Genomic DNA, 26,923 nt, shown 5'->3' on the forward strand with positions numbered 1-26,923 from the left:
TCGTCGACGAACCCCAAATCTCCGGCTCTCCGCCCGAACAATTGCCAGCGCCCCGATCGCGGCGTAAACTGCCGCATCACTCTGGGGGGAGTCACATCGATGCGTCTTGTTCATGCCACCTGCGCGGTCCTGCTCGCGGGAACCGCGTCCGTTGCGGTCGCGCAGACCGCCGCCACACCGGCCGTGCCGGCGTCCGCCGCGGCACCGTCGCCCGCCGCCGGCGACCGGCCGGAAAAGACGCCGGGCGGCGTCACGCTTACCGCGCCAGTGGGTTGGACCTCGAAAACCGGGCCGACCTTCATCGAGCTGGCTGCACCGGAGTCCGACCTGCGCCTCGCCGTGGTGGATGTCGGTACCGCTGCGGATGCCAAGGCCGCAGCACTCGCTGCATGGCAGGCATGGCATCCCGCCCAGACGCGTGCGCCCAAGCTGGTCACCGCGCGTCCGCCCCGTAACGGCTGGGAGGACCGGCAACTGCTCGATTACGAAGTGTCGCCCAACGAGCGGCGCGTGCTGGTGGCGATGGCGCTGCGCAAGGGTACGGGCTGGACGGTGATGCTGGCCGACGGATCGGAAGCGACCGCGGAAAAGCGCGGCGCGGCGCTCGGGCTGATGCAGCAGAGCATCCGCCCCGCCGGCTATTCGCGCGAGAGCTTCGCCGGCCGGACCGCACATCCGATGGATGCCGCCCGGATCGCGGAACTGCGCAGCTTCGTCGAGCAGGGGATGAAGGAACTCGGCGTGCCCGGCGCGGCGTTCGCGCTGACGACGCGCGCGAAGACGATCTACGCGACCGGGCTTGGCGTGCGCCTGCTCGGCGATCCGACGCCGATCGACGCCGACAGCGAGTTCGCCGTCGCGTCGAATACCAAGGGCATGGCGACGCTGATGCTCGCCAAGCTGGTCGACGAGGGCAAGCTGGCCTGGAACCAGCCGGTGACGCAGGTCTATGCGCCGTTCCGGCTCGGCAGCGCACAGACGACCAGCAAGGTGCTCGTCCGCCACCTCGTCTGCGCGTGCACCGGCTTGCCGCGCAAGGACATGCAGGTGATCCTGAACTCCGACCCGAAAAGCGGCGCGGCGGATACGTTCCGGCAACTCGCCGCGACGGAGCCGACCAGCGGCTTTGGTGAGGTGTTCCAGTACAACAACCTGATGGCGTCTGCCGCCGGCTATATCGGCGGGCACCTCTATTATCCGTCGATGAACCTCGACGCGGCGCTGTCGAAGGCGATGACCGACAAGGTGTGGGCACCGCTCGGCATGACGCGCACCACGCTCGACTTCGACAAGGCGACCAAGGGCGACTGGGCGCGCCCGCACGGCGATTCGATCGACGGCGTACCCCAGCCGATCCTCGAACAGGGCATGCGCCTGAACTACGCCTTCACGCGCTACGGCGCGGCGGGCGGCGCGTGGTCGACTGCCAACGACATGATCCGTTACGTCCGGTTCGAACTGAACGAGGGCAAGCTGGACGACGGTCGCCAATATGTCTCCGCGAAGAACCTGCTCCAGCGCCGGGTCGCCAACGTGCCCGTCGGCGAGGACCGCGTCTATGGCATGGGCCTGCAAGTGGACCGCGACTACGGGATCGACGTGGTGCATCACGGCGGCAGCCTGGCCGGGTACAAGACCGACATCGTCATCATCCCCGGCGCGGATATCGGCGCGGTGATCCTGACCAATTCCGAAAACGGCCAGGGCATGCTGCGCCCATTTATACGCCGCCTGCTGGAGCTGCTCTACGACGGCAAGCCGGAGGCAGCGGGCGACATGGCCGCGACCGCCAAGCGCATCCGCGCGGAGATCGCGGAAGAGCGCAAGCGCGTCGCCCCTACACCCGACGCAACCGCGGTCGCCGCGCTGGCGCCGGCCTACAGGAACGCCGATCTCGGCCCCGTGACGGTGACGCGCAAGGGCGGAGGCGTCACCTTCGACTTCCGCTCCATCGCCTCGCCGATGGGCACGCGCCGCAACGACGACGGCACGACCAGCTTCGTCGCGCTCGATCCCACTTTGCTGTTCTTCCCGCTGGTGGTCGGCACGCAGGACGGCAAGCGCACCCTGACCGCGCGCGACGGCCAGCACGAATTCGTGTTCGTGGAGGGATGATCGAACCGGCGGGGCGGTGGCGTGACGCCCCGCCCCGCCCTACACCCGCGTGGGTGACCGAAGCCGACTTCATCGCCGCCCTGCGCACCCTGCCGCTCCACCCCGGCGCGCGCGGGCTGACCGACGATACCGCCGTCGTCGGCGGACTGGTGATGACGACCGACACGCTGGTCGAGGGCGTGCATGTCCTGTCGACCGACCCCGCCGCCGACGTGGCATGGAAGCTGGTCGCGACGAACCTGTCCGACCTTGCCGCCAAGGGTGCGCAGGTCGAGGGCATCCTGCTCAACCTGCCGCTGTCCGATCCCGTCTGGGATCGCGATCTGCTGTCCGGTCTGGCGGAGGTCATGACCGCCCATGACGTGCGACTGATCGGCGGCGACACGGTATCGCTGCCGCCCGGCGCGGCGCGCGTGCTGACTTGCACCGCGATCGGCAGAGATGCCGCCGCGCCGCCACGATCCGGCGCGCGGGCAGGCGATTCGCTCTGGGTTACCGGCACGATCGGCGATGCCGGCGCGGGGCTCGCGATCGCGCAGGGACAAGCGGGGCCATCGTCGCTTCTCGCCGCGTACCGCCGCCCGCAGCCGCGACTCGCAGACGGTCGCGCGCTCGGCCCGGTGGTCCACGCGATGATGGACGTGTCCGACGGCCTGTTGATCGACGCCGCGCGCATGGCAGATGCGAGCGGGCTCGCGGTCGCGATCGACCTCGCCGCCGTGCCGCTGTCCGCCGACTATATCGCCTTCGCCGGGGACGACCGGCTTGGCGCGGCGACGGCCGGCGACGATTACCAACTGCTGTTCGCCACCGATCGCCCGCCGCCCGTCGCGGCCACCCGCATCGGCGCGTTCGCCGCGGGCGCCGGCCTGTCCCTGCACGCGGACGGTGTCGCGATCCCGCTCCCCGATCGGCTCGGCTGGTTGCACGACGTGCCAAGCCGCTTGCGTTAGCGTCCTTCGCTGATACCTTCCCGTAATCTCGGCGAACGATCCGCGCGGCACAGACCGCGGGGACGGCGCCCAGCAGGGGAAGGATTGGCATGACGACGGTGTATATCGCCATGATCTGCGGCCTGATCGCCGTACTCTACGGTTTCGTGACCAGCGGCCAGGTGCTGCGCCAACCCGCCGGCGACGCGAAGATGCAGGACATCGCCGCCGCCATCCAGGAAGGGGCGAAAGCCTATCTGGGCCGGCAATACACCACCATCGCCATCGTCGGCGCGATCGTCGCCGTCATCCTTGCCTTCACCCTCGGCCTGCTGTCGACGGTCGGCTTCCTGATCGGCGCGATCCTGTCGGGTGTCGCCGGTTATGTCGGCATGCACATCTCGGTCCGCGCGAACGTCCGCACGGCGGAGGCGGCACGCACCTCTCTGCAAGGGGGACTCACCACCGCCTTCCGCTCGGGCGCGGTGACGGGCCTGCTCGTCGCCGGTCTCGGCCTGCTCTCGATCTGCATGTTCTTCTGGTATCTGGTCGGCCCCGCCGGCCAAGCGCCCAACGACCGCATCATCGTCGAGGCGCTGACCGCGCTGGCGTTCGGCGCATCGCTGATCTCCATCTTCGCGCGACTGGGCGGCGGCATCTTCACCAAGGCGGCGGACGTCGGCGCGGACCTCGTCGGCAAGGTCGAGGCGGGCATTCCGGAGGACGACCCCCGCAACCCCGCCGTCATCGCCGATAACGTCGGCGACAATGTCGGCGATTGCGCGGGCATGGCCGCCGATCTGTTCGAGACGTACGTCGTCACGCTCGGCGTCACGATGATCTCGATCGCGCTATTGATCCAGGCGAGCGCGACCGAGCTGCTGCGCCTGATGAGCCTGCCGCTGATCGTCGGCGGCGTCTGCATCATCACCTCGATCATCGGCACCTACATGGTCCGGCTGGGGGCGAAGGGCTCGATCATGGGCGCGCTGTACAAGGGGTTCTGGACCTCCGCGCTGCTGTCGATCCCGGCGATCTACGTCGCGTGCGTCTACACGCTGGGCGACCTCAACGCCGTGATCGGCGGCGCGGGCTTCCTCGACGCCGCGACCGACGACCTGACCACCAGCGTCGCACCGTCCACCGCCGCGTCGTTCACCGGCATGGACCTGTTCTGGTCGATGCTCGTCGGGCTGGCCGTCACCGGCCTGATCGTGTGGATCACCGAATACTACACCGGCACCGCCTATCGTCCGGTCAAGTCGATCGCAAAGGCGTCCGAAACCGGCCACGGCACCAACGTCATCCAAGGGCTGGCGATCAGCCTCGAATCGACCGCGCTGCCGACGCTGGTGATCGTCGTCGCCGTCGTCGTGGCCTATCAGCTTGCCGGCATCATCGGCATCGCCTTCGCCGCCACCGCCATGCTGTCGCAGGCGGGCATGGTCGTCGCCCTCGACGCCTATGGCCCGGTCACCGACAATGCGGGCGGCATCGCCGAGATGGCGGGCCTGCCCGACGACGTCCGCCACCGCACCGATGCGCTCGACGCGGTGGGCAACACGACCAAGGCCGTGACGAAGGGCTATGCGATCGGTTCGGCCGGGCTCGCGGCGCTGGTACTTTTTGGTGCGTACACGACCGATCTCGCGACGTATTTCCCGAACCTGACGGTCGATTTCAGCCTGTCGAACCCGTACGTCATCGTGGGCCTGCTGCTCGGCGCGCTGTTGCCGTACCTGTTCGGCGCGTTCGGCATGACCGCCGTGGGCCGTGCGGCGGGCGCCGTGGTGGAGGAAGTCCGCGGCCAGTTCCGCGACAATCCGGGGATCATGGAAGGCACCGTACGTCCCAATTACGGCCGTACCGTCGACCTCGTCACGCGCGCGGCGATCAAGGAAATGATCATCCCGTCGCTGCTCCCGGTCGTCAGCCCGATCGCCCTGTACTTCATCATCACCGCCGTCGCCGGTCAGGCGCAGGGCTTTGCCGCGCTCGGTGCGATGCTGCTGGGCGTCATCGTCTCCGGCCTGTTCGTCGCGATCTCGATGACCAGCGGCGGCGGCGCCTGGGACAATGCCAAGAAGTATATCGAGGACGGCAATCACGGCGGCAAGGGATCGGAAGCGCACAAGGCCGCGGTCACCGGCGACACCGTCGGCGATCCGTACAAGGACACGGCCGGCCCCGCCGTGAACCCGATGATCAAGATCACCAACATCGTCGCTCTGCTGCTGCTCGCGGCGCTGTCGGGCGGTGGTGCGGGGTGAAGCGCATGCGCGGGTGGCGGGGCGACGCTCCGCCGCCTGCGCGATTTGCCTCCGAATTGGCGGCGTCTGCGGCGTCGAATGCTCCGGAACCGAGCCGGTTGCCCGTGACCTGAGCCCGCCGCCGCGATTGTCTGTGGCGCATGACGCCCCCGCGCAATCGCCCCGCCAATCAGCTCTTCTACGGCGACAACCTCGTCGTCCTGCGCCGCGAGATCGCCGACGAGAGTGTCGACCTGATCTATCTCGACCCGCCGTTCAATTCGAACGCCACCTACAACATCCTCTTCAGGTCGCCGACCGGCGGCCATGCCGACGCACAGATCGCCGCGTTCGAAGATAGCTGGCACTGGAATGCCGTGGCGGAGGAGGCGTTCGACGACGTCCGGCGCAGCGGCCACGCCCGCACCTTCGACCTGCTGCATGCGATGCGCGGCTTTCTCGGCGACAACGACATGATGGCCTATCTGGCGATGATGGCGGTGCGCCTGATCGAACTCCACCGCGTGCTGAAGCCAACCGGCTCGCTCTACCTCCACTGCGATCCCACCGCGAGCCACTACCTGAAGCTGCTGCTGGACGGGGTGTTCGGCGTTCGCAATTTCGGCAACGAAATCATCTGGAAGCGACAGAATGCGAAGGGTCTCGCCTCGACCCGCTTCGCGCGCAATCACGACGTGATCCTGCGCTATACGAAATCAGACGAGTGGGTGTGGAATGCCGCCTACCGTCCTCATGACATCAGCTACACGGATGCGTTCTACCGGTTCGAGGATGCCGACGGCCGCCGCTATCAACTGGCCGACCTGACCAACCCCAACAAGGATCGCGCGAACCTCACCTATGAGTTCCGCGGAGTGACGCGGGTGTGGCGATGGACACGCGACCGGATGGCGGCCGCCGATGCCGCGGGCTTGATCGTCCAGTCGCGCGCGGGCAGCGTGCCTCGATTGAAGCGCTATCTGGACGAGCAGGAGGGCAATCCGCTCGACGATGTCTGGAGCGACATCGCCCCCGTGCAGGCGAATTCCACGGTCGACCGGCGCCTCGGCTATCCTACGCAGAAGCCGGTGGCCCTGCTGGAGCGGATCATCGCGGCCTCGTCCGATGGCGATGCCGTCGTCCTCGACCCGTTCTGCGGCTGCGGCACGGCAATCCACGCCGCGCAGAAGATGGGCCGGCGCTGGATCGGGATCGACGTCACGCATCTCGCCATCTCGCTGATCGAGAAACGGCTGAAGGACGCGTTTCCGGACATCGCCTTCACCGTGGAGGGGACGCCGCGCGACCTCGCCTCCGCGCTCGACCTGGCGGCGCGCGACAAATACCAGTTCCAGTGGTGGGCGGTGTCGCTGGTCGACGCCCAGCCCTATGGCGGCCGCAGGAAGGGTGCGGACGGCGGCATCGACGGCGTGATCTGGCTGCAACTGTCCGCCACCGGCAAGGCGGACCGCGCGCTGGTGTCGGTCAAGGCCGGCGCGAACGTCAACGTCGCGATGATCCGCGACCTGAAGGGCACGATGGAGCGCGAAAAGGCGCCGTTCGGCCTGTTCCTGACCGTGACGCCCCCGACCCGGCCGATGCGCGAGGAGGCGGCGTCCGCCGGCACCTGGCGCGATCCGCTGACCGATCAGGCGTTCTCGCGGCTGCAGATCATCACCTTGCAGGAGCTGATGGACGGCAAGCGCCCGCGCCTGCCGATCGTCAACCGCGCCGCCGCCTTTCGCCGGGCGGGGCGCGAAGATACGACACGACAGGAACGGTTGTTGTGAGCGCGGCGCGCGCGTCATTGTAGCGGCGCGGGCGCGCACTATATCGCTGTCGCGTCGTAGAAACGGCGTCATCGCCTGATCTTCGTCAGACTTCCCGCCCCCGGATCGCCCGCGTCCCGCGCTCGCCTTTCCTTTGTGGCGCGATCGGCGTAAGGGCGGCGCGATATATTCCATTTTGACGAGGTTTGTTTGGCCAAGGAAGAACTGCTCGAGATGCGCGGCCGCGTGGTGGAATTGCTCCCCAACGCGATGTTCCGCGTGCAGCTCGAGAACGATCACGAGATTCTGGGGCATACCGCCGGCAAGATGCGCAAGAACCGCATCCGTGTGCTGGTCGGTGACGAGGTGCTGGTCGAACTGACCCCGTACGACCTGACCAAGGGTCGCATCACCTATCGCTTCATGCCCGGCCGCGGCGGTCCTGGACCGTCGTAGAATAGGGGCGGGCGACGATGCCCGAACTGGTTCTCGCCTCCACCTCGCCGCGCCGTCTGGAACTGCTCGGCCGGCTGGGTCTCACCCCCGATCGCATCGCCGCACCGGATGTCGATGAGACGCCGCTGCGTGACGAGGACCCGCGCGCCTATGCCGCGCGCATCGCGCTGGCCAAGGCGCACGCCGTGGAGCGCCACAACCATGAGGTCGTGCTGGCGGGCGACACGACGATCGCCGCCGGCCGCCGCATCCTCGGCAAACCTTCGGACGACGTCGAACTGGCGGCGATGCTGCGCCTGTTGTCGGGCCGCCGCCATCACTGCCTGTCCGCGGTGAGCGTGATCGACGCGGAGGGTCGCGTCCGCAGCCGCCTGTCCGACACGGTCGTCGCGTTCCGTCCACTGACGCCCGCCGAGATCGACGCCTATGTCGCGTGCGGCGAGGGGCAGGGGAAAGCCGGCGGCTATGCGATCCAGGGGCGCGCCGAGGCCTTCGTGCGCTTCCTCCACGGCAGCCATTCGGGCGTGGTCGGCCTGCCGCTGACGGAGACGCGCGCGCTGCTCAAGGCGGCCGGACTGCCGCTTGCCTGAATGGCTGTACGAAAGCGGGATCGGCGAGGCGCGCGCCGCGCTGGTCGATGACGATCGCATCATCGTCGCCGCGATCGAGCCCGACGACACCGGCCCGCTGGTCGGCGGCATCCATCCTGCCCGCCTGACCGAGATCCTGCCGGGCCGCAGCGGTCGCGCGACGCTGGCGACCGGCGAGGAGGTCTGGCTGCCGAAACTGCCCGCCAGCATTACGCAGGGCAAGGCGCTGACGGTCGAGATCGTCCGCGAATCGATTCCGGAGCCCGGCCGTACCAAGCCGCCCCGCGCCTACGCCACCGACCTGCCCCCCGCCCCCGCCCCGACGCTGCGCGATCGCATCGCCGCGACCGGCCACCCGGTGCGCGAATGCCGCGCGCACGAGACGGACCGGCTCGAACAGGCGGGCTGGTCGGAGGTGCTGGAGGAAGCACGCACCGGCGACATCGTCTTCGCTGGCGGCATGCTGCTGATGTACGCGACGCCGGCGATGACATTGTTCGACATCGACGGACCGCCGCCCGCCGACGCGCTCGCGCTTACTGCCGCGCCGCAGATCGCCGCCGCGATCGTGCGCCACGACATCGGCGGATCGATCGGCGTCGACTTCCCGACGATCGAGGGCAAGACGCTGCGCAACGCCGTCGCCGCCGCGATCGACGAGGCGCTGCCGCAACCGTTCGAACGGACCGCCGTCAACGGCTTCGGCTTCCTCCAGATCGTCCGGCCGCGTCCGCGTGCCTCGCTGCCCGAACGCCTCCGCGCCGATCCGGCAGGAGCGGCAGCCCGCGCCTTGCTGCGCCGGCTGGAGCGGGAGCCGCCCGGCGCACCCCGCGGGCAGCGCGTCAGCCCTGCCGTCCACGCGAAGCTGCGCGCACGTCCGGACTGGCTCGCCGAACTCGCGCGGCGTACCGGCATCACTCACGAATGGGAGAGCGGCTGATGGCCGAGATCACCTGCCCGATCTGCGGCGAACCCGCGGACCCTGCCGTCCGCCCCTTCTGCTCCGCGCGCCACCGCGACCGCGACCTGCTGCAATGGCTGGGCGAAGGCTATCGCATCCCCGCCGGTCCCGCCGACGAGGATGGCGAAGACGGGCTGGACAAGCCTCGCGAGCCCGACTAAGGCCGCGCTTCGCCGTGATCCACGGCGTGGCCCGGGTAGCTCAGTTGGTAGAGCATGCGACTGAAAATCGCAGTGTCGGCGGTTCGACCCCGTCCCCGGGCACCACTTCCCCCTACAAAGCTCATTTTCCCGACTTATCCTCGGTTAACCGCGTAACCGCTTCTTAGGGGGCGCCGCCGCATAGGCATCGGACTTCTCCTGTCCGGATGTCGCCGATGAACCCGCTCCCGCTGATCGCTCCCAATCCGCCGCGCGCCAGCCTGCTCGGCGCGGCGTTCGCGCGGGTGGAGGCGTCGGGAATCTACAGCAATCACGGGCCGGAGGCGCGCGCGTTCGAGGCCGAGGCGACCACGCACCTGTTCGCCGGTCGCGGCGCAAGCCTCGCCGTCGCCAACGCCACGCTCGGCCTGATGATCGCGATTCGCGAGGCGGCGGGCCTGCGCCATCGTGCCGGTGCGCAGGCGTTGATGCCCGCTTTGACCTTTGCCGCGACGGCGCAGGCGGCGGAATGGGCCGGGCTCCAGCCGCTGATCGTCGATGTCGATCCGGACGACTGGGCAATGGCCGCGGCCGAAGAGGAGCGCATGTTGCGCGAGCGGCCCGGCCGCATTGCGGTGATCGTGCCCTATGCGACGTTCGGCAACGCCATCGACCTCCATCGCTATGCGTGGCTGCGGCAGCGTTACGGCGTGGGCGTGGTGATCGACGCCGCCGCCTCGCTCGGCACGCTGGACGATTGCGGCGTCGGCTTCGGCGCGGACGCACCGTTCGCGGTCGTCTATTCGATGCACGCCACGAAAACCTTCGCGGTGGCGGAGGGTGGCCTGATCCACAGCGGCGACGCCGACCTGATCGAGCGCCTTCGCGCGATGACCAATTTCGGCTTCACCGGCGCGCGCTCGGCGACGCTGCCCGGCATCAACGCCAAACTGCCCGAAGTGCTGGCCGTCATGGCGCGCGAGAAGCTGAGCGGGTTCGACGCGGTCTGCGACAATCGCGCCGTGGTGGAGCAGGCGTATCGGGACGCGCTCCAGGGATCGGCGCTCCAGTCGGTCGCCGGACGCCGCCGCGCGATGCAGTTCATGCCCGTCCTGCTGCCGGAGTCGCTCGCGCCGCAGCGCGATGCGGTCGTCGGAGCGCTTGCCGCGGACGGGATCGGTTGTGGCACCTATTTCAGCCCGCATCTGGGCCAGCAGCCCTGGCTGCGCGAGGTCGGCGATTGCCAGCCGACCCCGTCCGCCGACGCGATCGCGGCGCGCATGCTGTCGCTGCCGATCACCGACGCGATGACGTCCGCCGACGCACGCCGCGCCGCCGCCGCGCTCGATTCGGTCTGTGCAGCGCTGACCGACATCGCGCGCATTCCCGCCCGCGTTCAGGCCACGCCTGCGGTCGCGCCGCTGATGATCGTCGGCGGTGGCCCCGCCGGCACCGCATTGCTGACCGCCGCCACCAAGCGTGGCCTGCTGCCCGAGTTCGCACGCGGCCTAATCGTGGTGGAGCGCGACCCGCATGTCGGCGGCGGACGGCTGGGTCGTTACGCCATCACCTCCGACTCGACCGCGCAGACCTTCCTGTCGGCGGTGAAGGACAACGCCCATCCATCGATCGCCGCGTTGCACGACGCGCCGGAGGGTCGCGCCGTCGCGGCGCACGCCGACGCGCTCGGCGTGCCGCTGGTCGAAGTGGGGCCGTTGCTGCGCGCCACCGGCGAGCGGCTGGCCGACGTCGTGCGCGATCACGGCGGTACCGTCTTGACCGGGCACGAGGCGCTCGGCGCGGAGCGCACCACGGACGGACTGTGGCGCGTGACGCTCCGCCGTCTGCGCGACGGCGCGACCGTACAGCGCCTGACCCGTGCGCTGGTGATCGCGACCGGCGGCCACCAGCCGCTCGACCGCCTGACGGCGCAACGCATCGCCGGCGCACCGCTGGTCGAGCTCGCCGGCGAACGGCTGATGCAGTCCGACGCGGTGCTGACGCTGGGCGGCTTCGCGCAGATCGCCGACATCCTCTCGCGCAAGCGCGCCCCGAAGATCGCCGTCATCGGCGGCTCGACCAGCGCGCTGACCAGCGTCGCCCTGCTGCTGAAGGGGCAACCGGCGCTGCCGCTCGGTGCGGGCGCGATCACGCTGCTGCACCGCCGGCCTCTGCGCCCCTTCTACCATAGCGTGGAGGCGGCGCAGGCGGAAGGGTTCACCGATTTCAGCCCCGACGACATCTGCCCGGTGTCGGGCTTCGTCTATCGCCTCGCCGGCTTCCGGCTGGAGGCGCGCGACCTCGTGCTGCGCATGCTCGGCATCGACGGGCGCGCACCCGATCCGCGCGTCGCGCTCCACCGCATCACGGGCGACGAGGATGCGGAGGCGCGCGCGATCGTCCGCGACGCCGACCTCGTCGTCGCCGCGCTCGGCTACCGCCCGATCGGCCTGCCGCTTTCCGGCATCGACGGCCGGCCGCTGGCGCTGGCGGCGGACGAGGGCGCGCCGATGGTCGACCGCCACTGCCGGGTCGTCGGTGCGGACGGCCAGCCGGTCCCCGACGCCTATGGCATCGGCCTCGCCGCCGGCTTCGTGCCCTGGGGCGCGCTCGGCGGCGAGGCGAGCTTCGTCGGGCAGGCCAACGGCCTGTGGCTGTGGCAGAACGACGTCGGGTTGATGATCGTCGATCAGGTCCTCGCGCAGGCTGCGCGCGCCGCGGCATGACCGAACCGGGGACCGTCAATCCGCCGACCGTCAGCGTCGTCATGGCCGCCTATAACGGTGCCGGCCTGATCGGGGAGACGCTGGCCAGCCTGCGCGACCAGACGCTCCCCGATTGGGAAGCGATCGTCGTCGACGACGGATCGAGCGACGCGACGCGGGACATCGTATCGTCATGGCCCGACCCGCGCGTGCGCCTGATCGCACTGCCGCAAAATGGTGGCCCCGTCCGCGCGCGCAACGAAGCGCTGCGCCACGCCACGGGGCGCTACATCGCGGGACTCGATCAGGACGACCTCTGCCGCCCGGACCGATTCGCGGCGCAGGTCGCGTTCCTCGACGCCCATCCCCACGTCGCACTCGCGGGTACTGCAGTAGAGTTCCTGCGCGACGGCCGCGTCCTGCCCTCGACCTATCCGGCTGTCACCTCACCGGTGCTGACCGGCTGGCTGGCATGGATCGAGAACCCGCTGGCATGGTCGTCGGTGATGGTCCGCGCCGATGTCGCCCGCGCGCTCGACCCGTTCACACGTCCCGACATCCTCTATGCGGAGGATTTCGACCTGTACCACCGCGTCGCGCCCTTTGGCGGGATCGCCCGCCTCGACACGCCGCTGGTGCTGTATCGCCAGCATGCCGGCGGCATCTCCCGCCGGTATCGCGACCAGATGGAGGTGAGCGCCACTGCGGTTCTGACTGCCCGCCATGCGTCCCTGTTGGGCAAGCGCGCGGAAGCGGCCGCGAGGGCGCTCGTCGTGCACAATATGGGGGGACGTCCGGTGCAGGACCGCGCGACGCTGGCGCTGCTCGGTAGCGTGCTGGCCCAGTTGCGCGATGCCTATCTGGCGGAAGCGCGGCCCGGCGAGGCGGACCGTCGCCTGATCCACTGGCATACCGCCGATCGCTGGACGCGGATCGGCCGTATCGCGTTGCGGGAGGGAACATTGACGCTCGCGGATATGGCGGCGATGCGCCACGGTCCGCTCGGCAGCCCCGCGCCGCCCGCCCCCGCCTGGTCGCGGCTGGTCGGCGCGGCGCGCAATCTGGGGGTTCAGACCTTGGCGGCGAAGATCATCCGGCCCGGCCCCAGCCGCGCGAACACCTGATCCAGGTCACGCTCGCCGACCGCGAAGCAACCCTGGCTGCGACCGAGCATGCCATGCGTCTTGATCATGTCCGGATTAGCGTACCACGCCGAGTGAACCACGATCGCCCGGCCCAGCGCATTGTTGTTGGTCGGGTCCAGTCCGATCAGCCGCTGAGACCGACCATGTTTGCCGACATAGTAATCGGCGGTCGCGAATGCGCCCTCCGACGAAGCGTTGGAGCCGAAGTCGTTGGAGAAGCGCTTCAGATAGCCGGTGTGCGACGGGTCCGACCCACTGCCATGCGAGACGAGCAACGTCGTGGTCTTGCCGCTGACGAGATCGACGAAATGGAAGCGGGGCTGCGACGATCCGGCCGTAAAATCGGCGATCGCCATACGGTCGCGCTGCGCCACGCGGCTGCCATGCTGCTGAAGCGAGGCCAAAGCCCGCCGGAACAATTCGGGACGCACCACGCGGGGGGATACCAGCGTCGTCGCCTCCGCCGGCATGGGCGGCTGACCGACGGGCTTCAGGTCGCGGGAGGTCAGCTTGCGCGTCGCGGACGACACTGTCCCTGGGATCGCCAGAGCTCCCGCCATGACCAGACCGTTGCGGATCAGCATGCGCCGACCCAGACCCGATCCGTCGTTCACCTGTTGCTCGTGCATTGACGCTCCGACTTGCCGTTCAAACCCCGCCGGATTCGATATAGCGGATTATGAATGACTTTTCTGTAGCGGTTCCCGCCATTTGCGGGTGGTTCTCGCCAATCTGCCGCACCCGCCCCACGTTTCGTCGCGAACCCGACAGCCGCCTCACAAAACGGCCTGTCCAGAATCGGCACGAACAGCGCTCGGCACCAACCGCAACGTCGCGCGTTTGATCTGGAGCAAGCGGTCCGAAGCGAAAGGGACGACGATGAAGACGTGGATCATGGCCACAGCCCTCGCGGCGGCGATCGCCACGACAGGTCCGGCCTATGCGGCCAATGGCAGCGCGGTCGCCGTGGACGAAGCCGCCGCGACGCTGATGCCCAACCGCTATATATGGAACGACGCCGCGCCGGAAGCGATTTCTGCGGAACCCGTTACCGTGGTGGTCAGCATCCCGCAGCAGCGCGCCTTCGTCTATCGCGGCGACGCGCTGGTCGCCGCGTCCAGCGTGTCGACCGGCAAGGATGGCAAGGAGACGCCGGTGGGCGTCTACCCGATCCTCCAGAAGAACGAGGATCATAAGTCCAACCTCTACAACGCCGCACCGATGCCGTTCATGCAGCGTCTGACCTGGGACGGCATCGCGCTCCACGCCGGTCGTAATCCCGGCTTTCCGGATTCGCATGGTTGCGTCCGCCTGCCCGCCGCCTTCGCCAAGAAGCTGTTCGGGATCACGCAACTCGGGACGACGGTGGTCGTGACGGACATGGACGTCGTCGGCAACCAGCTCGACCGCAGCCTGCTCGAAACCGAAGCCTCGCGCGCCAACGCCGAACAACTCGCGATGCTGGGCCAGTAAACGCTTCTGCTCCCTCCCCTGCACGGGGAGGGCCGGGGTGGGGCAGAACGACTGCCTCATACCTCCCTGAACGAAGCCGCTGTCCTACACCCTCCGAATCCCATAAACCGCTCGAACTGGACGAAACCGCGGCCCATCAAAACACCGCGTTGGACTAACCTTAGCCTAACCTTAGACCGGCAACCCCATCGCTCGCAGTGACACGCGCAACGACCCGGCATCGGTGAACAGGATCGCCGGCAACCCGATCGCCTCCGCCCCCGCGACGTTCGCGGCATTGTCGTCGATGAAGACCGCCTCGTCGGCGTTCAGCCCGAATCGCGACAGCGCCAGCCGGTAGATCGCCGCATCGGGCTTCACCAGCTTCTCCTCGCCGGACACGACGACGTCGCGAAACCGGTCAAACAGGCGGGCTTCCCGCGCACGGAACGGCGGCCAGAACTCGTGGCTGAAATTGGTTATTGCGAACAACGGGATACCTGCCGCGTCCAGTTCCTCGACCAGCGCGTGCATGCCCGCGATCGGGCCGGGGATGCTGTCGAGGAAGCGCGGCTGCCACGCTGCGATCAGCTCGGCATGCTGCGGATGCAGCGCGATCAGCTCCGCCGAGGTTTCGGCGAAGTCGCGTCCCGCATCATGCTGAAAATGCCACTCATGCGTCAGCACATCGCGCAGGAACGCATCGAGCGCCTCGCCCTTGGGGACGAGACGCTCGTACAGGAACCTGGGGTCCCAATCGTATAGAACGCGGCCGATATCAAAGATAACGGCGCTGGGCGCGATGCTCAGCCCTGGCGCGCCTTGAAACGACGGTTGGTCTTGTTGATGACGTAGGTACGGCCGCGACGACGGATCACGCGATTGTCGCGGTGGCGATCCTTGAGCGACTTCAGGCTGTTGCGAATCTTCATGGCGCGCTTCTGTCTGGATGGTGCTGGAAAGCGCTGGCGGGTAGAGATGGGGGCCGCCTAAGTCAAGCAACGCGGGCGCCCGTCGGGCGTTTCGACTCCGCAACGTCCATCCAGTGAGGCTTTCATGTCCTATCGCTCCGCCGCTCTTCTCGCCACCGTCGCGCTGGCATTGGCGGGGTGCGCCACTGGCTACACGCTGCCGCCCGCCGAAGTCGTCCGCTACCATCTCGGCGAGCCGATCGACCGCGGCACGATCGCCGTCGAGCCGCAGTCGACGCCGGGCGCGCCCGCCAGCCTCGAATTCAAGACCTATGCCGCCGCGGTCGAGACGCAGTTGCTGCGCAACGGCTATACGGTCGCCACCGCCGGCTCGCCGCCGCAACTGATCGCGACGGTCGCGTTCACCCGCCAGAACCGTGTCGGCCCGCCCAAGCGCTCGCCGATCTCCATCGGCCTCGGCGGGGGTGGGTTCAGCGGCGGACGCAGGGGCGGCGGTGTCGGTCTCGGCGGCGGCATCGGCTTCCCGATCGGCGGCGGCGGCAACCGTGCGCTGATCGAAAGCGAACTGGCGGTCACGATCAAGCGCCGCGTCGACCAGTCGCCGGTCTGGGAGGGTCGCGCCCACATGATCTCGCAGGCGCAGGGGCCGGACGGCACCGCCGACGCGATGGCCGCCCGCTTGGCTGCCGCGCTGTTCACGGGGTTTCCCGGAGAGTCGGGCCGCACTATCGAGGTGAAATGACCATCAGCATCAACGCCGCCTTCGACGGCGGCAACATCCGTGTCGTCGCGATCGACGGCGATCGCATCGACCTGGAGATCGCTCGCGATCACCTGTCGGACTTCTTCCAGTGGTTCTCGTTCCGCGTCGCCGCCGCGGCGGGCCGGACGCTGACCTTTCGCATCGTGAACGCGGGCCAGTCGGCCTACCCCTTCGGCTGGCCGGGCTACAAGGTGCGCGCCTCCACCGATCGCGTCGCGTGGCGGATGACGGAGACGCGCTACCTCGACGGCGTGCTGGAATGGAACTGGACGGCCGACACGCAGCTCGCGTGGTTCGCCTATTTCGCGCCGTACACGATGGAGATGCACGACGCGCTGGTGACGCGCACTGCTGCGCAGCCGGGCGTCACCCACCGCGAACTTGGCGTCAGCCTCGACGGGCAGGCGATCGACGCTTTCACGATCGGTACCGGCGTCAAGCAGGTCTGGCTCTACGGCCGTCAGCACCCCGGCGAATCGATGACGGAATGGTGGATGGAGGGCGCGCTGGAGCGGCTGACGGACGCGACCGATCCGATCACCGCCGCGCTGCTCGACAAGGCCACGTTCCACGTCGTGCCCAACATGAACCCGGACGGCACGCGCCGCGGCCACCTGCGCACCAACGCCGCCGGTGTGAACCTCAACCGCGAATGGCATGCGCCGTCGGCGGAGCGCAGCCCGGAGGTGCTCTGCGTCCGCAATGCGATGGACGCGACCGGCGTCCATGTCGCGATGGACATCCACGGCGACGAGGCGATCCCGGCGAACTTCATCGCCGGTTACGAAGGCATACCGTCCTGGACGGAGGATCACGGCGCGAAGTTCTACGAATTCGGCCGCCGCCTCGCCGCGCATACGCCCGATTTTCAGACCGAGAAGGGCTATGAGAAGTCGTCGGCCGGCAACGCCAACCTGTCGATGTCGACCAATCAGGTGGCGGAGCGGTTCGGCGCGCTGTCGATGACACTGGAGATGCCGTTCAAGGACCACGACCCGAACCCGGACCCGGAGTTCGGCTGGTCGCCCGAACGCTCCAAGCAACTGGCGCACGCGATGCTGGAAACCCTGGCGGACATGATCGACCGGGTTTGAGCGCACAGTCGAGGATCCCGTGCTCCCGCAAAGGCGGGAGCACGGGTCGGCTATCGACGCGTACGCGTTACCCGAACACTTCCGCGAACAGGTCCTTCATCGCCTGCCAGCTACGCCGGTCGGCATCGGCGTTGAAGCCGAAGCCGCTGCCCGTATCCTCCATCTCGCGATCGGTGAAGGCGTGCCCTGCACCGCCGTAAGCGTGGATTTGCCAGTCCGCGTTCGCGTCCGTCAGTTCCTCGCCCAGCGCCGTCACGGCATCGGGCGGCCCAAGCGGATCGTTCCATCCGTGGCAGACCAGCACCTTGGCCGCGATCGGGGAAACGCTGTCATAGTCCGGCCGGTCATAGACGCCGTGGAACGACACCACCGCGAGCACGCCGGCCCCGAACCGCGCGATATCCAGCGCCGCCTTGCCGCCGAAACAGAAGCCGATCGCGGCGCAGCGATCGCCGTCGACCACGGGCAACGCCTTCAACGCCGCCAACGACGCCTCCAGCCGCCCCCGCAGCAGCGGCCGGTCGGCGTTCAGTTCGTCCATATATTTCGAGGTTTCCGGCGTGTTCCGCTCGGTTCGCTTGCCCTGCCCGAACACGTCGCAGGCGAACGCAACGTAGCCGAGTTCCGCCAGCCGTTCGGCGACGACGTTGTCGCTTTCCTTCTGGCCGAGGATGTTGGGGATGACGAGCACGCCGGGTCGCCGATCGTCGGTGGCGTCGTCCCATGCGGCAACGCCCTCGAACGGGCCGCCCGGCCCTTCGTACACGATCGTTTCCCGTCGAATTCCCATATAGCTGTTCCTGTCCTAGAGCCGCCGCGACACAACCACCGAAGGGGCGACGCGGTCCATGAACATACGGCGGGACGATCCGAACGCGCCTCATGTCGCGCCGTTGCTGGCGTTCCACCTGTCGGAACTGCGCGCCGTGATGTCGGGCGAGTTCGCCTTTGCGCTGGATGCGCGCGGCCTGTCGGAACCGGGCGTGACGTTCTGTACGGCGTGGATCGACGGCGCGCTGGCCGGATTCGGGGCGCTGAAGAGGCTCGACGCCGACCATGCCGAGGTGAAATCGATGCGCGCCGATCCCGTGTTCGTCGGTCGCGGCGTCGGCCGCGCCCTGATGGATCACATCGTCGCGGCGGCACGGGCGGACGGGTATACCCGGCTCAGCCTGGAGACGGGCACCGCCGCCAGCCATGACGCCGCGGTCGCCCTGTATCGCAACACCGGTTTCGTGGACTGCCCACCCTTCGCCGACTATCGTGCCAGCCCGCACAACCGCTTCATGACCCTTGCGCTCTAAGGAATTCCGATGCCGCAACTCGTCCTCATCCGTCACGGCCAATCCTCGTGGAACCTAGAGAACCGCTTTACCGGCTGGTGGGATGTCGACGTCACCGAGCAGGGCGCGGCGGAGGCGAAGGCGGCGGGCGAGTTGATGGCGGCGAAGGGCCTCGACTTCGACCTGACCTTCACCAGCCTGCAACTGCGCGCGATCAAGACGTTGAACCTCGCGCTGGAGGCGATGGGTCGCCTCTGGCTGCCGACCGAGAAGAGCTGGCGGCTGAACGAGCGGCATTACGGCGGCCTCACCGGCCTCGACAAGGCGGAGACGGCGGCAAAGCACGGCGAGGATCAGGTGAAGATCTGGCGCCGCAGCTTCGACATTCCGCCGCCCGCGCAGGAGGCCGGCAGCGAGTTCGACCTGTCGAACGACATCCGGTACCGCGGCATTGCGATCCCGAACACCGAAAGCCTGAAAGACACGATCGCGCGCGTCCTGCCCTATTGGGACGATCGCATCGCACCCGCGCTGAAGGCCGGCAACCGCGTGCTCATCTCCGCACACGGCAATTCGCTGCGCGCGCTGGTCAAGCACCTGTCGCACATCTCCGACGAGGAGATCACCGGTCTGGAGATCCCCACCGGCCAGCCGATCGTCTACGAACTGGACGACGCGCTGAACGCCACCGACCGCTATTATTTGCGCGATCGGTGACGTGCGGTCAGAGCATGGCGATGGCAGCCTTCAGCGCTTCCTTCGCCAGCTCGCGCGCGTGGGCCTCGACCTGATCCATCGTCATCATCGCCGTCTCGCCCAGCTTTATCTGGTGAATGAACACTGCACTGCCGTCCTCCGTCGTAAGGGAAACGCTAGCCATATCTTTCGTCGTGTCGATCTGAACCGAAGGCGGCGTCATCATCATGTGTCTCCTTACGAGTGCCATCGCAGCTCGCACGGCGCGATGCAGCCGCAACCCGATCCAATTTGGACCTGAAAAGCAGGCGTTGCCGGATGCCCCCGGCATCGCTAGGCAGCGCGCTTCGATGGAGGGCGACGTGACCGCGCTGGTCGGCATCATCATGGGTTCGACGTCCGATTGGGAGACGATGCGCCACGCCGCCGAGACGCTGGCGGCACTGGGTGTCGCGCACGAGACGCAGGTCGTGTCCGCGCATCGAACGCCGCAGCGTCTGTACGATTACGCCACCGGTGCCGCCGACCGCGGGCTGAAGGTCGTGATCGCGGGTGCGGGCGGTGCGGCGCATCTGCCGGGCATGGCCGCGGCGATGACGCATCTACCGGTACTGGGCGTACCCGTCGAATCCAAGGCGCTGTCGGGGATGGATAGCCTGTTGTCGATCGTTCAGATGCCTGGCGGCATCCCGGTCGGCACGCTGGCGATCGGGAAGGCCGGGGCGATCAACGCGGGGCTGCTCGCCGCCGCGATCCTCGCGACACACGACGACGCGCTGGCCGAGCGGCTGAAGGCGTGGCGCGCGAAGCAGACCGAGTCCGTCTCGACCGATCCCGTCCCCGTCGGCTGATGCTGCAACCCGGCGCGACGATCGGCATCCTCGGCGGCGGCCAGCTCGGCCGCATGCTGGCGGTGGCCGCCGCGCAGCTCGGCTATCGCACCCACGTCCTCGCCCCCGACCGCCAGAGTGTCGCCGCGCAGACGGCGTCCAGCCTGACGCGCGCCGATTACCACAACCGCATCGTCCTCGCCGATTTCGCCGCGTCCTGCGACGTCGTCACGTACGAATTCGAGAACATCGCGATCGGCCCCGTCGAATGGCTGGCCGAGCGCGTTCCCGTGCATCCGCACCCCCGCGCCCTCGCCGCCGCGCAGGAGCGGATCGCCGAGAAGCGCTTCGTCGAGGAGGTCGGCGGTCGCCCCGCACGCTGGGCCGCCGTGGCGAGCCGCGAGGAGCTGGAGGCGGCCGTCGCCAGCGTCGGCACCCCCGCCGTCCTGAAGACCGCGCGCTTCGGCTATGACGGCAAGGGTCAGGTCCGGCTGCACACCCCAGCGGACGCGGATGCCGCCTGGGAGGCGATCGGCGGTCCCGCGGTGCTGGAGGCGTTCGTGCCGTTCGAGCATGAATTCTCGGTCCTGATCGTTCGTGGACAGGACGGCACGACCGCGCGCTACGACGCGCCGCTCAACGTCCACCACGACGCGATCCTGCGAACGTCGACGTTGCCCGCACCCGCCGCCGTGCTGGCGCAGGTCGGGGAGGCGACCGACTTGGCCTGCCGCATTGCCGCGCGGCTCGACTATGTCGGCGTGCTGGCGTGCGAGTTCTTCGTCGGCGTGGACGGGCCGGTGTTCAACGAAATGGCGCCCCGCGTGCACAATTCCGGGCACTGGACGATCGAGGGTGCGGAATGCTCGCAGTTCGAAAACCACATCCGCGCGATCTGCGGCCTGCCGCTTGGCAGCACCGGGCTGACGGGTGCGCGCGTGGAAATGCAGAACCTGATCGGCGACGATGCCTGGCAGCCCGTGCTGGCCGAACCCGGCGCGCACCTGCACCTCTACGGCAAGGGCACACCCCGCCCCGGCCGCAAGATGGGCCACGTCACGCGCGTCTGGCGCTGAGGCGGGCGGGGCACCGCGGAAGGACATACCTCCGCGTCGGGACTACCGCTGCTCGACGATCAGACGCCTTGCCGGGCTCGTCCAGCTCGATGGTTCCACTTAACCATCGTGCCGTAGGTGCGAGGCTGGACGGCGAGCGAGACAACACCGGTATGACGGAGGATAAGACGGGAGTCGCGCTACGATCAGTCGGCTTGTCCGCCGTTATTCATGCCCGTCGCGCATTTGTTACGGGATCTCGAAACCGCGCGTGCTGAGCGCAGTCTAAGCACCTCGTTCAAGGCATGGCCTTCGACTGCGCTCAGGCCGAACGGGGAGAGGGAAAGACGGATGGAACGCTTGTGCGTGGCAACGCACCTAAGGCAACTGCTCCACCGCACCTACCCCAAAGCCACTGTCGTTGCGAGCATAGCGACGCAATCCAGGGTTCCGAACGACGCACCGGATGGCTTCGCTACACTCGCAATGTCGGACCTAATGCGGCATTCCCCTCACCGCACCACCGGCAAGGTCACGAAACTCTCGTCCGGCCCACCGACGGTGACCGTCTGCGTCGCCTTCACGTAATCCGCCGGTTTGGCGAACATGATGTTCGGCACGAAGGTCTGCGGGTTGCGGTCGTAGAGCGGGAACCAGCTCGACTGGACCTGCACCATGATGCGGTGCCCCGGCCGGAACACGTGGTTCGTCGTCGGCAATGCGAAGCGGTACGTCAGCGGCACGTTGGCGGCGATCGGCTTCGCCTCCGACAGGCTTTCGCGATAGCGGCCGCGGAAGATGTCCATCGCCACGCCGAACTGATAGCCCGCCATCTCCGCATCGCCGGTGCGCCCATCAGGGTACACGTCGATCAGCTTCACCACCCAGTCGCTGTCGGTGCCGGTGGTGGCGGCGTTGAGGTTCACCTCAGGAACGCCCGCGACGGTGACCGCCTGCGTCAGCGGCTCGGTCTGGAAGACGAGCACATCGGGTCGCCCCGACACCATTCGCTGGTCGCCGCCCAGCCAGTTGCGCCAGCCATTCCCCGAATCGGACTTGGGCAGTGGGCGCGCGCGGTACCCGACCGGCGCGGCAGGATCGGAAATATACTGCGCCGTCGCCGCCCCGCCGGTCGCCGCATCGAAGCCGAGCCCGCCGGCCGGCTTGAGGTACAGCTTCGCCGGTGCCGCCGCACCTGCTGCCGGCCATCCCTGCAACCGCTGCCACTCGTTCGCGCCCGACTGGAACGCCGTCACCGGGGCGACGTCCATCGCCGGCTGGTCGCTCTTCAGATAGTGCGCGAGGAACGGCGCGAGCACGTTGCGCCGCCACCACAACGCCGTGTCGGCGCTCCACTTTACGCCGCCGAGCGCGCTGCCGTCGCCGGCGCCCTGCCCGTGGAACCACGGCCCCATCGTCAGGAACACCATGTCGTTGTTCGCGTCCTTGGCCTCCAACGCCTTGTAGACCGCAGGGCCGCCATAGATGTCCTCCTGATCCCACAGGCTGTGAACGACCATCACCGGCACCTTTAGCGGCTGCTTCGCCAGCACCTGATCCATCGCCTGCGACTGCCAATAGGTGTCGTAGGCGGGGTGTGCCGCGACCTTGCGCCAGAAACCGACCTGCTCCAGCCCCTGCTTCTTTGCGATGTCGCCAGCGGAGCCGCCCTTCAGATACCAGTCGTAATCGTCGCTGATGTCCTGGATCCATTCGGCGGAGGCGTCGCGCGTCGCCTCCTGCCCCAGCATGTATCCCATCATCGTCTGGCGGAACGCGCCGTTATGGAACCAGTCGTCGCCGCGCCAGCCGTCGACCATCGGGTTCATCGGCACCGCGACCTTCAGCGCGGGATGCGGATTGATGAGCGGCATCAGCGACAGGAACCCGTCATAGCTGATGCCGATGATGCCGACCCGCTTGTTCGATTCGGGGACGTTCTTCACCAGCCAGTCGATCGTGTCGTACGTGTCGGTGGAATCGTCGGTCCTGGTGGGGTTGAACGGCGTGCCGACCGGGGCCGGGTTCATCGAATACTGCCCCTCCGACCCGTGCATGCCGCGCACGTCCTGGAACACGCGGATATAGCCCGAGGCGGTGATCGCATCCTCGCCCGTCGCCGCCGCGCCGGGCAGGGACGCGTAGATGCCCGGCCGGTCGCTGGCGGAGCTTTCCGCGTCGTACGGCGTGCGCGTCATCAACATGCCCACGTCCTTCGCCCCGCGCGGGATCGCGATGATCGTGTGCAGCTTGACACCGTCGCGCATCGGGATGTCGACGACGCGCCGGATGTATCCGTATTTCTCGACCGCCGGCACGTACTTGGCCGGACGTTCGTCGAACTCCTTCAGCGCCTTCGCCTGCGCGGCCTTGGATTGCGGAGCGGGCTTGGTCTGCGCGGGCAGCGACGTGGCGATCGCCGCGATCGCGGTCGCGGCCAGCAGGGTACGGATCATCCGGTCATTCCTCCAACGGAAACGGCCCGCCGATCCTGACAGGATGGGCGGGCCGCGAAACAGTGCATCAGGCGGTGGCGATCACGCGGTGCGCGTGCCCGACATCGGAAAGCTGCCGAACGCGCCGGCTCCGACCGACCCGACCAGCGTGTCGCCGTCGACCGTGCCTTCGCAATCCAGCGTCATCGGCATCGGCACGCTGACGCTCTGCTTCCAGGCGACGGTATTGCCGTCGACCGTCCCGTTCACGGCCATGCTGCCCATCGCGCCGGACACGTCGCCGGTGAAGGTCCCGCCGTCGCTCTTCACGGTCAGCGTCATCTTCTGGTCGCCCAGCGGCGACTTCACGACGCAATCATAGGTGCCGTCCACCCCAGCCATCACTTCGTCTCCTGTTTTGCGCCCGTTACGGACGCTGCCGTCACGGACTCGACCGGCAAGCCCAGCGTGTCAAGCTGCGGCCGCACGACCTTGGCATCGCCGATCACGACCCAGATCGCGCGGGAAGGGTCCAGTGCCGCCTTCATCGCGGTATTCAGCTGCGGCAACGTCATGCCGCGGTACCGCTGTGCGATCGTGGCATAATAATCGTCGGGCCGGCGATACAGGTCGTTGTTCTGCATCGCGCCCAGCACCGCGCCGCCGGTTTCGAAATTACCGCTGAGCGAGCGCACCGCGCCGCTGATCGCACGGTCGAACTCCACCTGCGTCATCGGCTCCGCGCCCACGAAGCCGCTCAGGTCGCCGCGCAGCGCGGCGATCGACGGTCCGGTCTTGTCCGCCTGCACGGGTGCCTGCACGTAAAAGGGCGCGGCATGCTCCAGCTGACGGAAAATGCCGTACACGCCGTACGACCAGTGCTTGCCCTCGCGCAGGTCCATGTTCAACCGGCCCAGGAAACCTCCGCCCAGCGCGTCGTTGGCGGTCTGGATCGGCAGCAGATCCTCCGTTCCCGTCAGCGCGTTGGGGATACCGGCAACGATCACCGACTGCGGACTGTCGGGCCGATCGATCAGCACGATCTTGGGAGCAGCCGGCGTCCCCGCCCCCTCGAACCGCTTCACGCCCGCCGTCCCGCTCGCCTTCCAGTCGCCGAAGACCGGCTCCAGCGCCGCCTGCACCTCGGCCAGCGGCCGGTCGCTGACGACGAACAGCTTCGCCTTGTCCGGTCGCAGCCATGCCTGCTGGAACGCGATCAGATCGGCGCGGGTCAGGCCCGCGACCGCACGCGCGTCGCCGCTGCCGGCGGTGCGCGCATAGGGGGAGTTCGCGCCATACAGCAACGGCGGCAACGCACGTTGCGACAGTCCGCCGGGATTGGTCAGTTCCTGCGCGATCTGCGCGATCTGCTGGTCGCGGACTCGCGCGACTTCGGCATCGGCAAAGGCGGGACGACGCACGATGTCGGCGAACAGCGCCGTCGCCGGCGACAGGTTCGCGCTTGGCACGCCCAGCGTCACATAGGTGCGATCCGCGCCGAAACTGGTGTTGATGCTCGCGCCCAACCGCTCCTTGGCGATCGCGAGCTGCGCCGCCGACAGGGTCGCCGTGCCCTCGTCCATCGACGACAGCGTCAGTTGCTGCGTCCCCGACTTGCCGGGCACGTCCGCCGCCGCACCCGCGTCGAAGCTCAGCGACATCTGCGTCATCGGCACCGCCGCCTGCTGCGCATAGATCAGCTCGATCCCGTTCGACAGCTTCGCGCGTTGCACCGCCGGAAACTTCAATTCGCCGATCGTGCCGAGCGCGGGCAAGCCGCCGCGTGTTCCCTTCACCGGCGTCTCCGGCGCAGCGGTCACGGTGGCGGGGGGTGGTACCTTCGCCTCCTCATACGCGTCGCGCGGTCCCGGCACGACGGTCAGCGTGTAGGACGGCTTGGTCAGCCACTGGTCCGCCGCCGCCTTCACCGACGCGGGCGTCGCGCCCGCCAGCCGCTCCAGCTCCTTCTTCGCGAAACCGGGATCGTTCGCCAATAGCGCACCGCTCGCCAGCACCCGCGCCTGACCGTTGACCGATTCCAGCGAGGCGATGCGCCCCGTCGCCTCGTTCGTGACGACGCGGCTCACCTCGTCCGCGGTTGGACCGTTCTTCAGGAAATCGGCGGTGATCGCATCCAGCCGCTGCATCACCTTCGCCGGATCGACGCCCTCCTTCACGACCACCTGGATCGTGAACTGGCCAATCTGGTTATAGCCGTAATTGTACGCCGATACGCTGGTCGCCAGCTTCTCCTGCCGGACCAGCGCCTCCTGCAACCGTGAACTGGCGAGGCCGCCGAGCACGTTCGCCGCAATGTCGAGGTTCACCGATTGCGGATCGTTGGACCCCGGCACCGTCCAACTGCGCGAGATCATGACCGCCGCGACACGGTCCTTCATCGTCTCGACCTTCGGTGCAGTCAGCGTCGTCACCGGCACCACCCGCGCCGCCGTCTTCGGCCCGCTCGGAATCGCACCGAAATACTTCGTGACCAGCCGCCGCGCGGTTGCAACGTCGATATCGCCCGCCAGCGCCAAAACCGCATTGTTCGGCCCATAATGGCTGCGGAACCAGTCGCGCACCGTCGTCAGCGTCGCCGCGTCCAGATCCGCCATCGACCCGATCGTGTCGTGGCCATAGGGGTGGGTGACCGCCAACAACCCGGCGGTGATCTTGTAGTCGACCAAACCGTAGGGCTGATTGTCGCCCTGCCGCTTTTCGTTCTGGACGACACCGCGCTGCTCATCGAGCTTGGCCTGCGTCACCGCGCCGAGCAGATAGCCCATCCGGTCGCTCTCCAGGAACAGCGCCCGCTCCAGCGCCGCGGTCGGCACCGTCTCGTAATAGTTGGTCCGGTCGAGATTGGTCGTGCCGTTGAAGTCGGTCGCGCCGACCTGCTTCAGCGGTTCGAAGAAATCGTCCGGCGCATTCTCCGAACCGTTGAACATCAGATGCTCGAACAGATGCGCGAACCCCGTCTTCCCCGCCGGTTCGTGCTTCGCGCCGACATCGTACCACACCGACAGCGCCACCACCGGCGCCTTGCGATCGGTATGCACCACGACCCGCAATCCGTTCGGCAGCGTGAATTCCTCATATGGCAGGTTCACCGCCTTCACGAGCGTCGCCGCCGGCACCGGCTGCGCCATTTGCGCGACCGCAGGACTCGCGAGCGCGATCGCTGCCACGCCCGCGAGCGCGACGGATGTGATGGTCATGTCGGAAAGGGTCTCCAATGCAGAAGACGGGAGCCTATAACGCAGTTTAGAACGACGCAATGGAGCGTCCAGTTTCGTATATCCACCCTCTTGTGTTGCCCGA

General features: G+C 68.1%; 25 protein-coding genes and 1 tRNA gene. 18 read left to right on the top strand and 8 right to left on the bottom strand.

Annotated elements, in window-relative coordinates; genetic code table 11:
• The first annotated feature begins 99 nt into the window (after window positions 1-99).
• The 11 genes from ILT43_RS10155 (at window position 100) to ILT43_RS10205 (ending at window position 13,041) form a co-directional block, all read left to right on the top strand.
• A complete protein-coding gene (locus ILT43_RS10155; RefSeq protein WP_204198857.1) occupies window positions 100-2,115 on the top strand; it encodes a serine hydrolase domain-containing protein in 2,016 nt (671 codons plus the stop codon).
• A 53-nt stretch (window positions 2,116-2,168) separates the two neighbouring features.
• Window positions 2,169-3,068: a thiamine-phosphate kinase gene (thiL, locus tag ILT43_RS10160; RefSeq protein WP_204198858.1), complete on the top strand. Its 900-nt coding sequence runs from the start codon at window positions 2,169-2,171 to the stop codon at window positions 3,066-3,068.
• Between the two features lie 89 nt (window positions 3,069-3,157).
• Window positions 3,158-5,317 carry a sodium-translocating pyrophosphatase gene (locus ILT43_RS10165; RefSeq protein ID WP_204198859.1) on the top strand — a complete coding sequence of 720 codons (2,160 nt, stop codon included), beginning with the start codon at window positions 3,158-3,160 and terminating at the stop codon, window positions 5,315-5,317.
• Between the two features lie 140 nt (window positions 5,318-5,457).
• On the top strand, window positions 5,458-7,086 hold the full coding sequence (locus tag ILT43_RS10170; RefSeq protein WP_204198860.1) for a site-specific DNA-methyltransferase: 1,629 nt from the start codon (window positions 5,458-5,460) through the stop codon (window positions 7,084-7,086).
• A gap of 189 nt (window positions 7,087-7,275) precedes the next feature.
• Entirely contained in the window at window positions 7,276-7,521 is a 246-nt protein-coding gene (gene infA, locus ILT43_RS10175) for a translation initiation factor IF-1 (RefSeq protein WP_055844981.1), read from the top strand.
• 17 nt (window positions 7,522-7,538) lie between these two features.
• Complete coding sequence (locus ILT43_RS10180; RefSeq protein ID WP_204198861.1) at window positions 7,539-8,111, top strand: Maf family protein; 573 nt, start codon at window positions 7,539-7,541, stop codon at window positions 8,109-8,111.
• The gene (locus tag ILT43_RS10185) at window positions 8,104-9,051 is read left to right on the top strand and encodes an Rne/Rng family ribonuclease (protein WP_204198862.1); all 948 of its coding nucleotides are present in this window, start codon (window positions 8,104-8,106) and stop codon (window positions 9,049-9,051) included. Before ILT43_RS10180 ends, ILT43_RS10185 begins: the two co-directional genes overlap by 8 nt.
• A complete protein-coding gene (locus ILT43_RS10190; RefSeq protein ID WP_204198863.1) occupies window positions 9,051-9,233 on the top strand; it encodes a DNA gyrase inhibitor YacG in 183 nt (60 codons plus the stop codon). The genes ILT43_RS10185 and ILT43_RS10190 overlap by 1 nt, the downstream gene beginning before the upstream one ends.
• Before the next feature lie 29 nt (window positions 9,234-9,262).
• Window positions 9,263-9,338, top strand: a tRNA-Phe gene (locus ILT43_RS10195).
• A 110-nt stretch (window positions 9,339-9,448) separates the two neighbouring features.
• Window positions 9,449-11,938, top strand: a complete 2,490-nt coding sequence (locus ILT43_RS10200; RefSeq protein WP_204198864.1) for a DegT/DnrJ/EryC1/StrS family aminotransferase — start codon at window positions 9,449-9,451, stop codon at window positions 11,936-11,938.
• Entirely contained in the window at window positions 11,935-13,041 is a 1,107-nt protein-coding gene (locus ILT43_RS10205) for a glycosyltransferase family 2 protein (RefSeq protein WP_204198865.1), read from the top strand. Before ILT43_RS10200 ends, ILT43_RS10205 begins: the two co-directional genes overlap by 4 nt.
• On the opposite strand, the gene ILT43_RS10210 is transcribed toward ILT43_RS10205, so the two are convergent.
• Complete coding sequence (locus ILT43_RS10210; RefSeq protein ID WP_204198866.1) at window positions 12,987-13,691, bottom strand: murein L,D-transpeptidase catalytic domain family protein; 705 nt, start codon at window positions 13,689-13,691, stop codon at window positions 12,987-12,989. The two genes, ILT43_RS10205 and ILT43_RS10210, sit on opposite strands and share 55 nt — an antisense overlap.
• Window positions 13,692-13,941: 250 nt before the next feature.
• Between ILT43_RS10210 and ILT43_RS10215 the strand changes: the two genes are divergently transcribed.
• Complete coding sequence (locus tag ILT43_RS10215; protein WP_204198867.1) at window positions 13,942-14,535, top strand: L,D-transpeptidase family protein; 594 nt, start codon at window positions 13,942-13,944, stop codon at window positions 14,533-14,535.
• A gap of 171 nt (window positions 14,536-14,706) precedes the next feature.
• Here ILT43_RS10215 and ILT43_RS10220 read toward each other — a convergent pair whose 3' ends face one another.
• Window positions 14,707-15,324 (bottom strand): HAD family hydrolase, encoded by a 618-nt coding sequence (locus ILT43_RS10220; RefSeq protein ID WP_211534488.1) that lies wholly within the window; start codon window positions 15,322-15,324, stop codon window positions 14,707-14,709.
• Window positions 15,321-15,446 carry a type B 50S ribosomal protein L36 gene (ykgO, locus tag ILT43_RS10225; protein WP_003046794.1) on the bottom strand — a complete coding sequence of 42 codons (126 nt, stop codon included), beginning with the start codon at window positions 15,444-15,446 and terminating at the stop codon, window positions 15,321-15,323. Before ykgO ends, ILT43_RS10220 begins: the two co-directional genes overlap by 4 nt.
• A 124-nt stretch (window positions 15,447-15,570) precedes the next feature.
• Here ykgO and ILT43_RS10230 point away from each other — a divergent pair, with 124 nt between their 5' ends.
• Both ILT43_RS10230 and ILT43_RS10235 read left to right on the top strand, forming a co-directional pair.
• Window positions 15,571-16,188 (top strand): DUF4136 domain-containing protein, encoded by a 618-nt coding sequence (locus ILT43_RS10230; protein WP_204198869.1) that lies wholly within the window; start codon window positions 15,571-15,573, stop codon window positions 16,186-16,188.
• Window positions 16,185-17,303: a M14 family metallopeptidase gene (locus tag ILT43_RS10235; RefSeq protein WP_204198870.1), complete on the top strand. Its 1,119-nt coding sequence runs from the start codon at window positions 16,185-16,187 to the stop codon at window positions 17,301-17,303. The genes ILT43_RS10230 and ILT43_RS10235 overlap by 4 nt, the downstream gene beginning before the upstream one ends.
• Window positions 17,304-17,370: 67 nt before the next feature.
• Here the strand turns inward: ILT43_RS10235 and ILT43_RS10240 are convergent, their stop codons facing one another.
• Window positions 17,371-18,093, bottom strand: coding sequence for a dienelactone hydrolase family protein (locus ILT43_RS10240; RefSeq protein WP_204198871.1), 723 nt, complete (start codon window positions 18,091-18,093; stop codon window positions 17,371-17,373).
• Window positions 18,094-18,151: 58 nt separating this feature from the next.
• On the opposite strand from ILT43_RS10240, the gene ILT43_RS10245 reads away from it, so the two are divergent.
• Window positions 18,152-18,607 carry a GNAT family N-acetyltransferase gene (locus ILT43_RS10245; protein WP_204198872.1) on the top strand — a complete coding sequence of 152 codons (456 nt, stop codon included), beginning with the start codon at window positions 18,152-18,154 and terminating at the stop codon, window positions 18,605-18,607.
• A 9-nt stretch (window positions 18,608-18,616) separates the two neighbouring features.
• Window positions 18,617-19,303 (top strand): 2,3-diphosphoglycerate-dependent phosphoglycerate mutase, encoded by a 687-nt coding sequence (gene gpmA, locus ILT43_RS10250; RefSeq protein WP_204198873.1) that lies wholly within the window; start codon window positions 18,617-18,619, stop codon window positions 19,301-19,303.
• Between the two features lie 7 nt (window positions 19,304-19,310).
• On the opposite strand, the gene ILT43_RS10255 is transcribed toward gpmA, so the two are convergent.
• Window positions 19,311-19,511 (bottom strand): hypothetical protein, encoded by a 201-nt coding sequence (locus tag ILT43_RS10255; protein ID WP_204198874.1) that lies wholly within the window; start codon window positions 19,509-19,511, stop codon window positions 19,311-19,313.
• Window positions 19,512-19,632: 121 nt separating this feature from the next.
• Here ILT43_RS10255 and purE point away from each other — a divergent pair, with 121 nt between their 5' ends.
• Window positions 19,633-20,133 (top strand): 5-(carboxyamino)imidazole ribonucleotide mutase, encoded by a 501-nt coding sequence (purE, locus tag ILT43_RS10260; protein WP_425530297.1) that lies wholly within the window; start codon window positions 19,633-19,635, stop codon window positions 20,131-20,133.
• Window positions 20,133-21,188 (top strand): 5-(carboxyamino)imidazole ribonucleotide synthase, encoded by a 1,056-nt coding sequence (locus ILT43_RS10265; RefSeq protein ID WP_204198876.1) that lies wholly within the window; start codon window positions 20,133-20,135, stop codon window positions 21,186-21,188. The genes purE and ILT43_RS10265 overlap by 1 nt, the downstream gene beginning before the upstream one ends.
• A gap of 491 nt (window positions 21,189-21,679) precedes the next feature.
• Here the strand turns inward: ILT43_RS10265 and ILT43_RS10270 are convergent, their stop codons facing one another.
• From ILT43_RS10270 to ILT43_RS10280, 3 genes are all read right to left on the bottom strand, one after another.
• Window positions 21,680-23,623 (bottom strand): CocE/NonD family hydrolase, encoded by a 1,944-nt coding sequence (locus tag ILT43_RS10270; RefSeq protein ID WP_204198877.1) that lies wholly within the window; start codon window positions 23,621-23,623, stop codon window positions 21,680-21,682.
• An 81-nt stretch (window positions 23,624-23,704) separates the two neighbouring features.
• Window positions 23,705-24,004 carry a hypothetical protein gene (locus ILT43_RS10275; RefSeq protein ID WP_204198878.1) on the bottom strand — a complete coding sequence of 100 codons (300 nt, stop codon included), beginning with the start codon at window positions 24,002-24,004 and terminating at the stop codon, window positions 23,705-23,707.
• Window positions 24,004-26,820 carry a M16 family metallopeptidase gene (locus ILT43_RS10280; RefSeq protein ID WP_204198879.1) on the bottom strand — a complete coding sequence of 939 codons (2,817 nt, stop codon included), beginning with the start codon at window positions 26,818-26,820 and terminating at the stop codon, window positions 24,004-24,006. The genes ILT43_RS10275 and ILT43_RS10280 overlap by 1 nt, the downstream gene beginning before the upstream one ends.
• Between the last annotated feature and the right edge of the window lie 103 nt (window positions 26,821-26,923).

It is taken from the genome of Sphingomonas longa (assembly GCF_016892685.1).
In the GTDB taxonomy this organism is placed as follows: domain Bacteria; phylum Pseudomonadota; class Alphaproteobacteria; order Sphingomonadales; family Sphingomonadaceae; genus Sphingomonas; species Sphingomonas longa.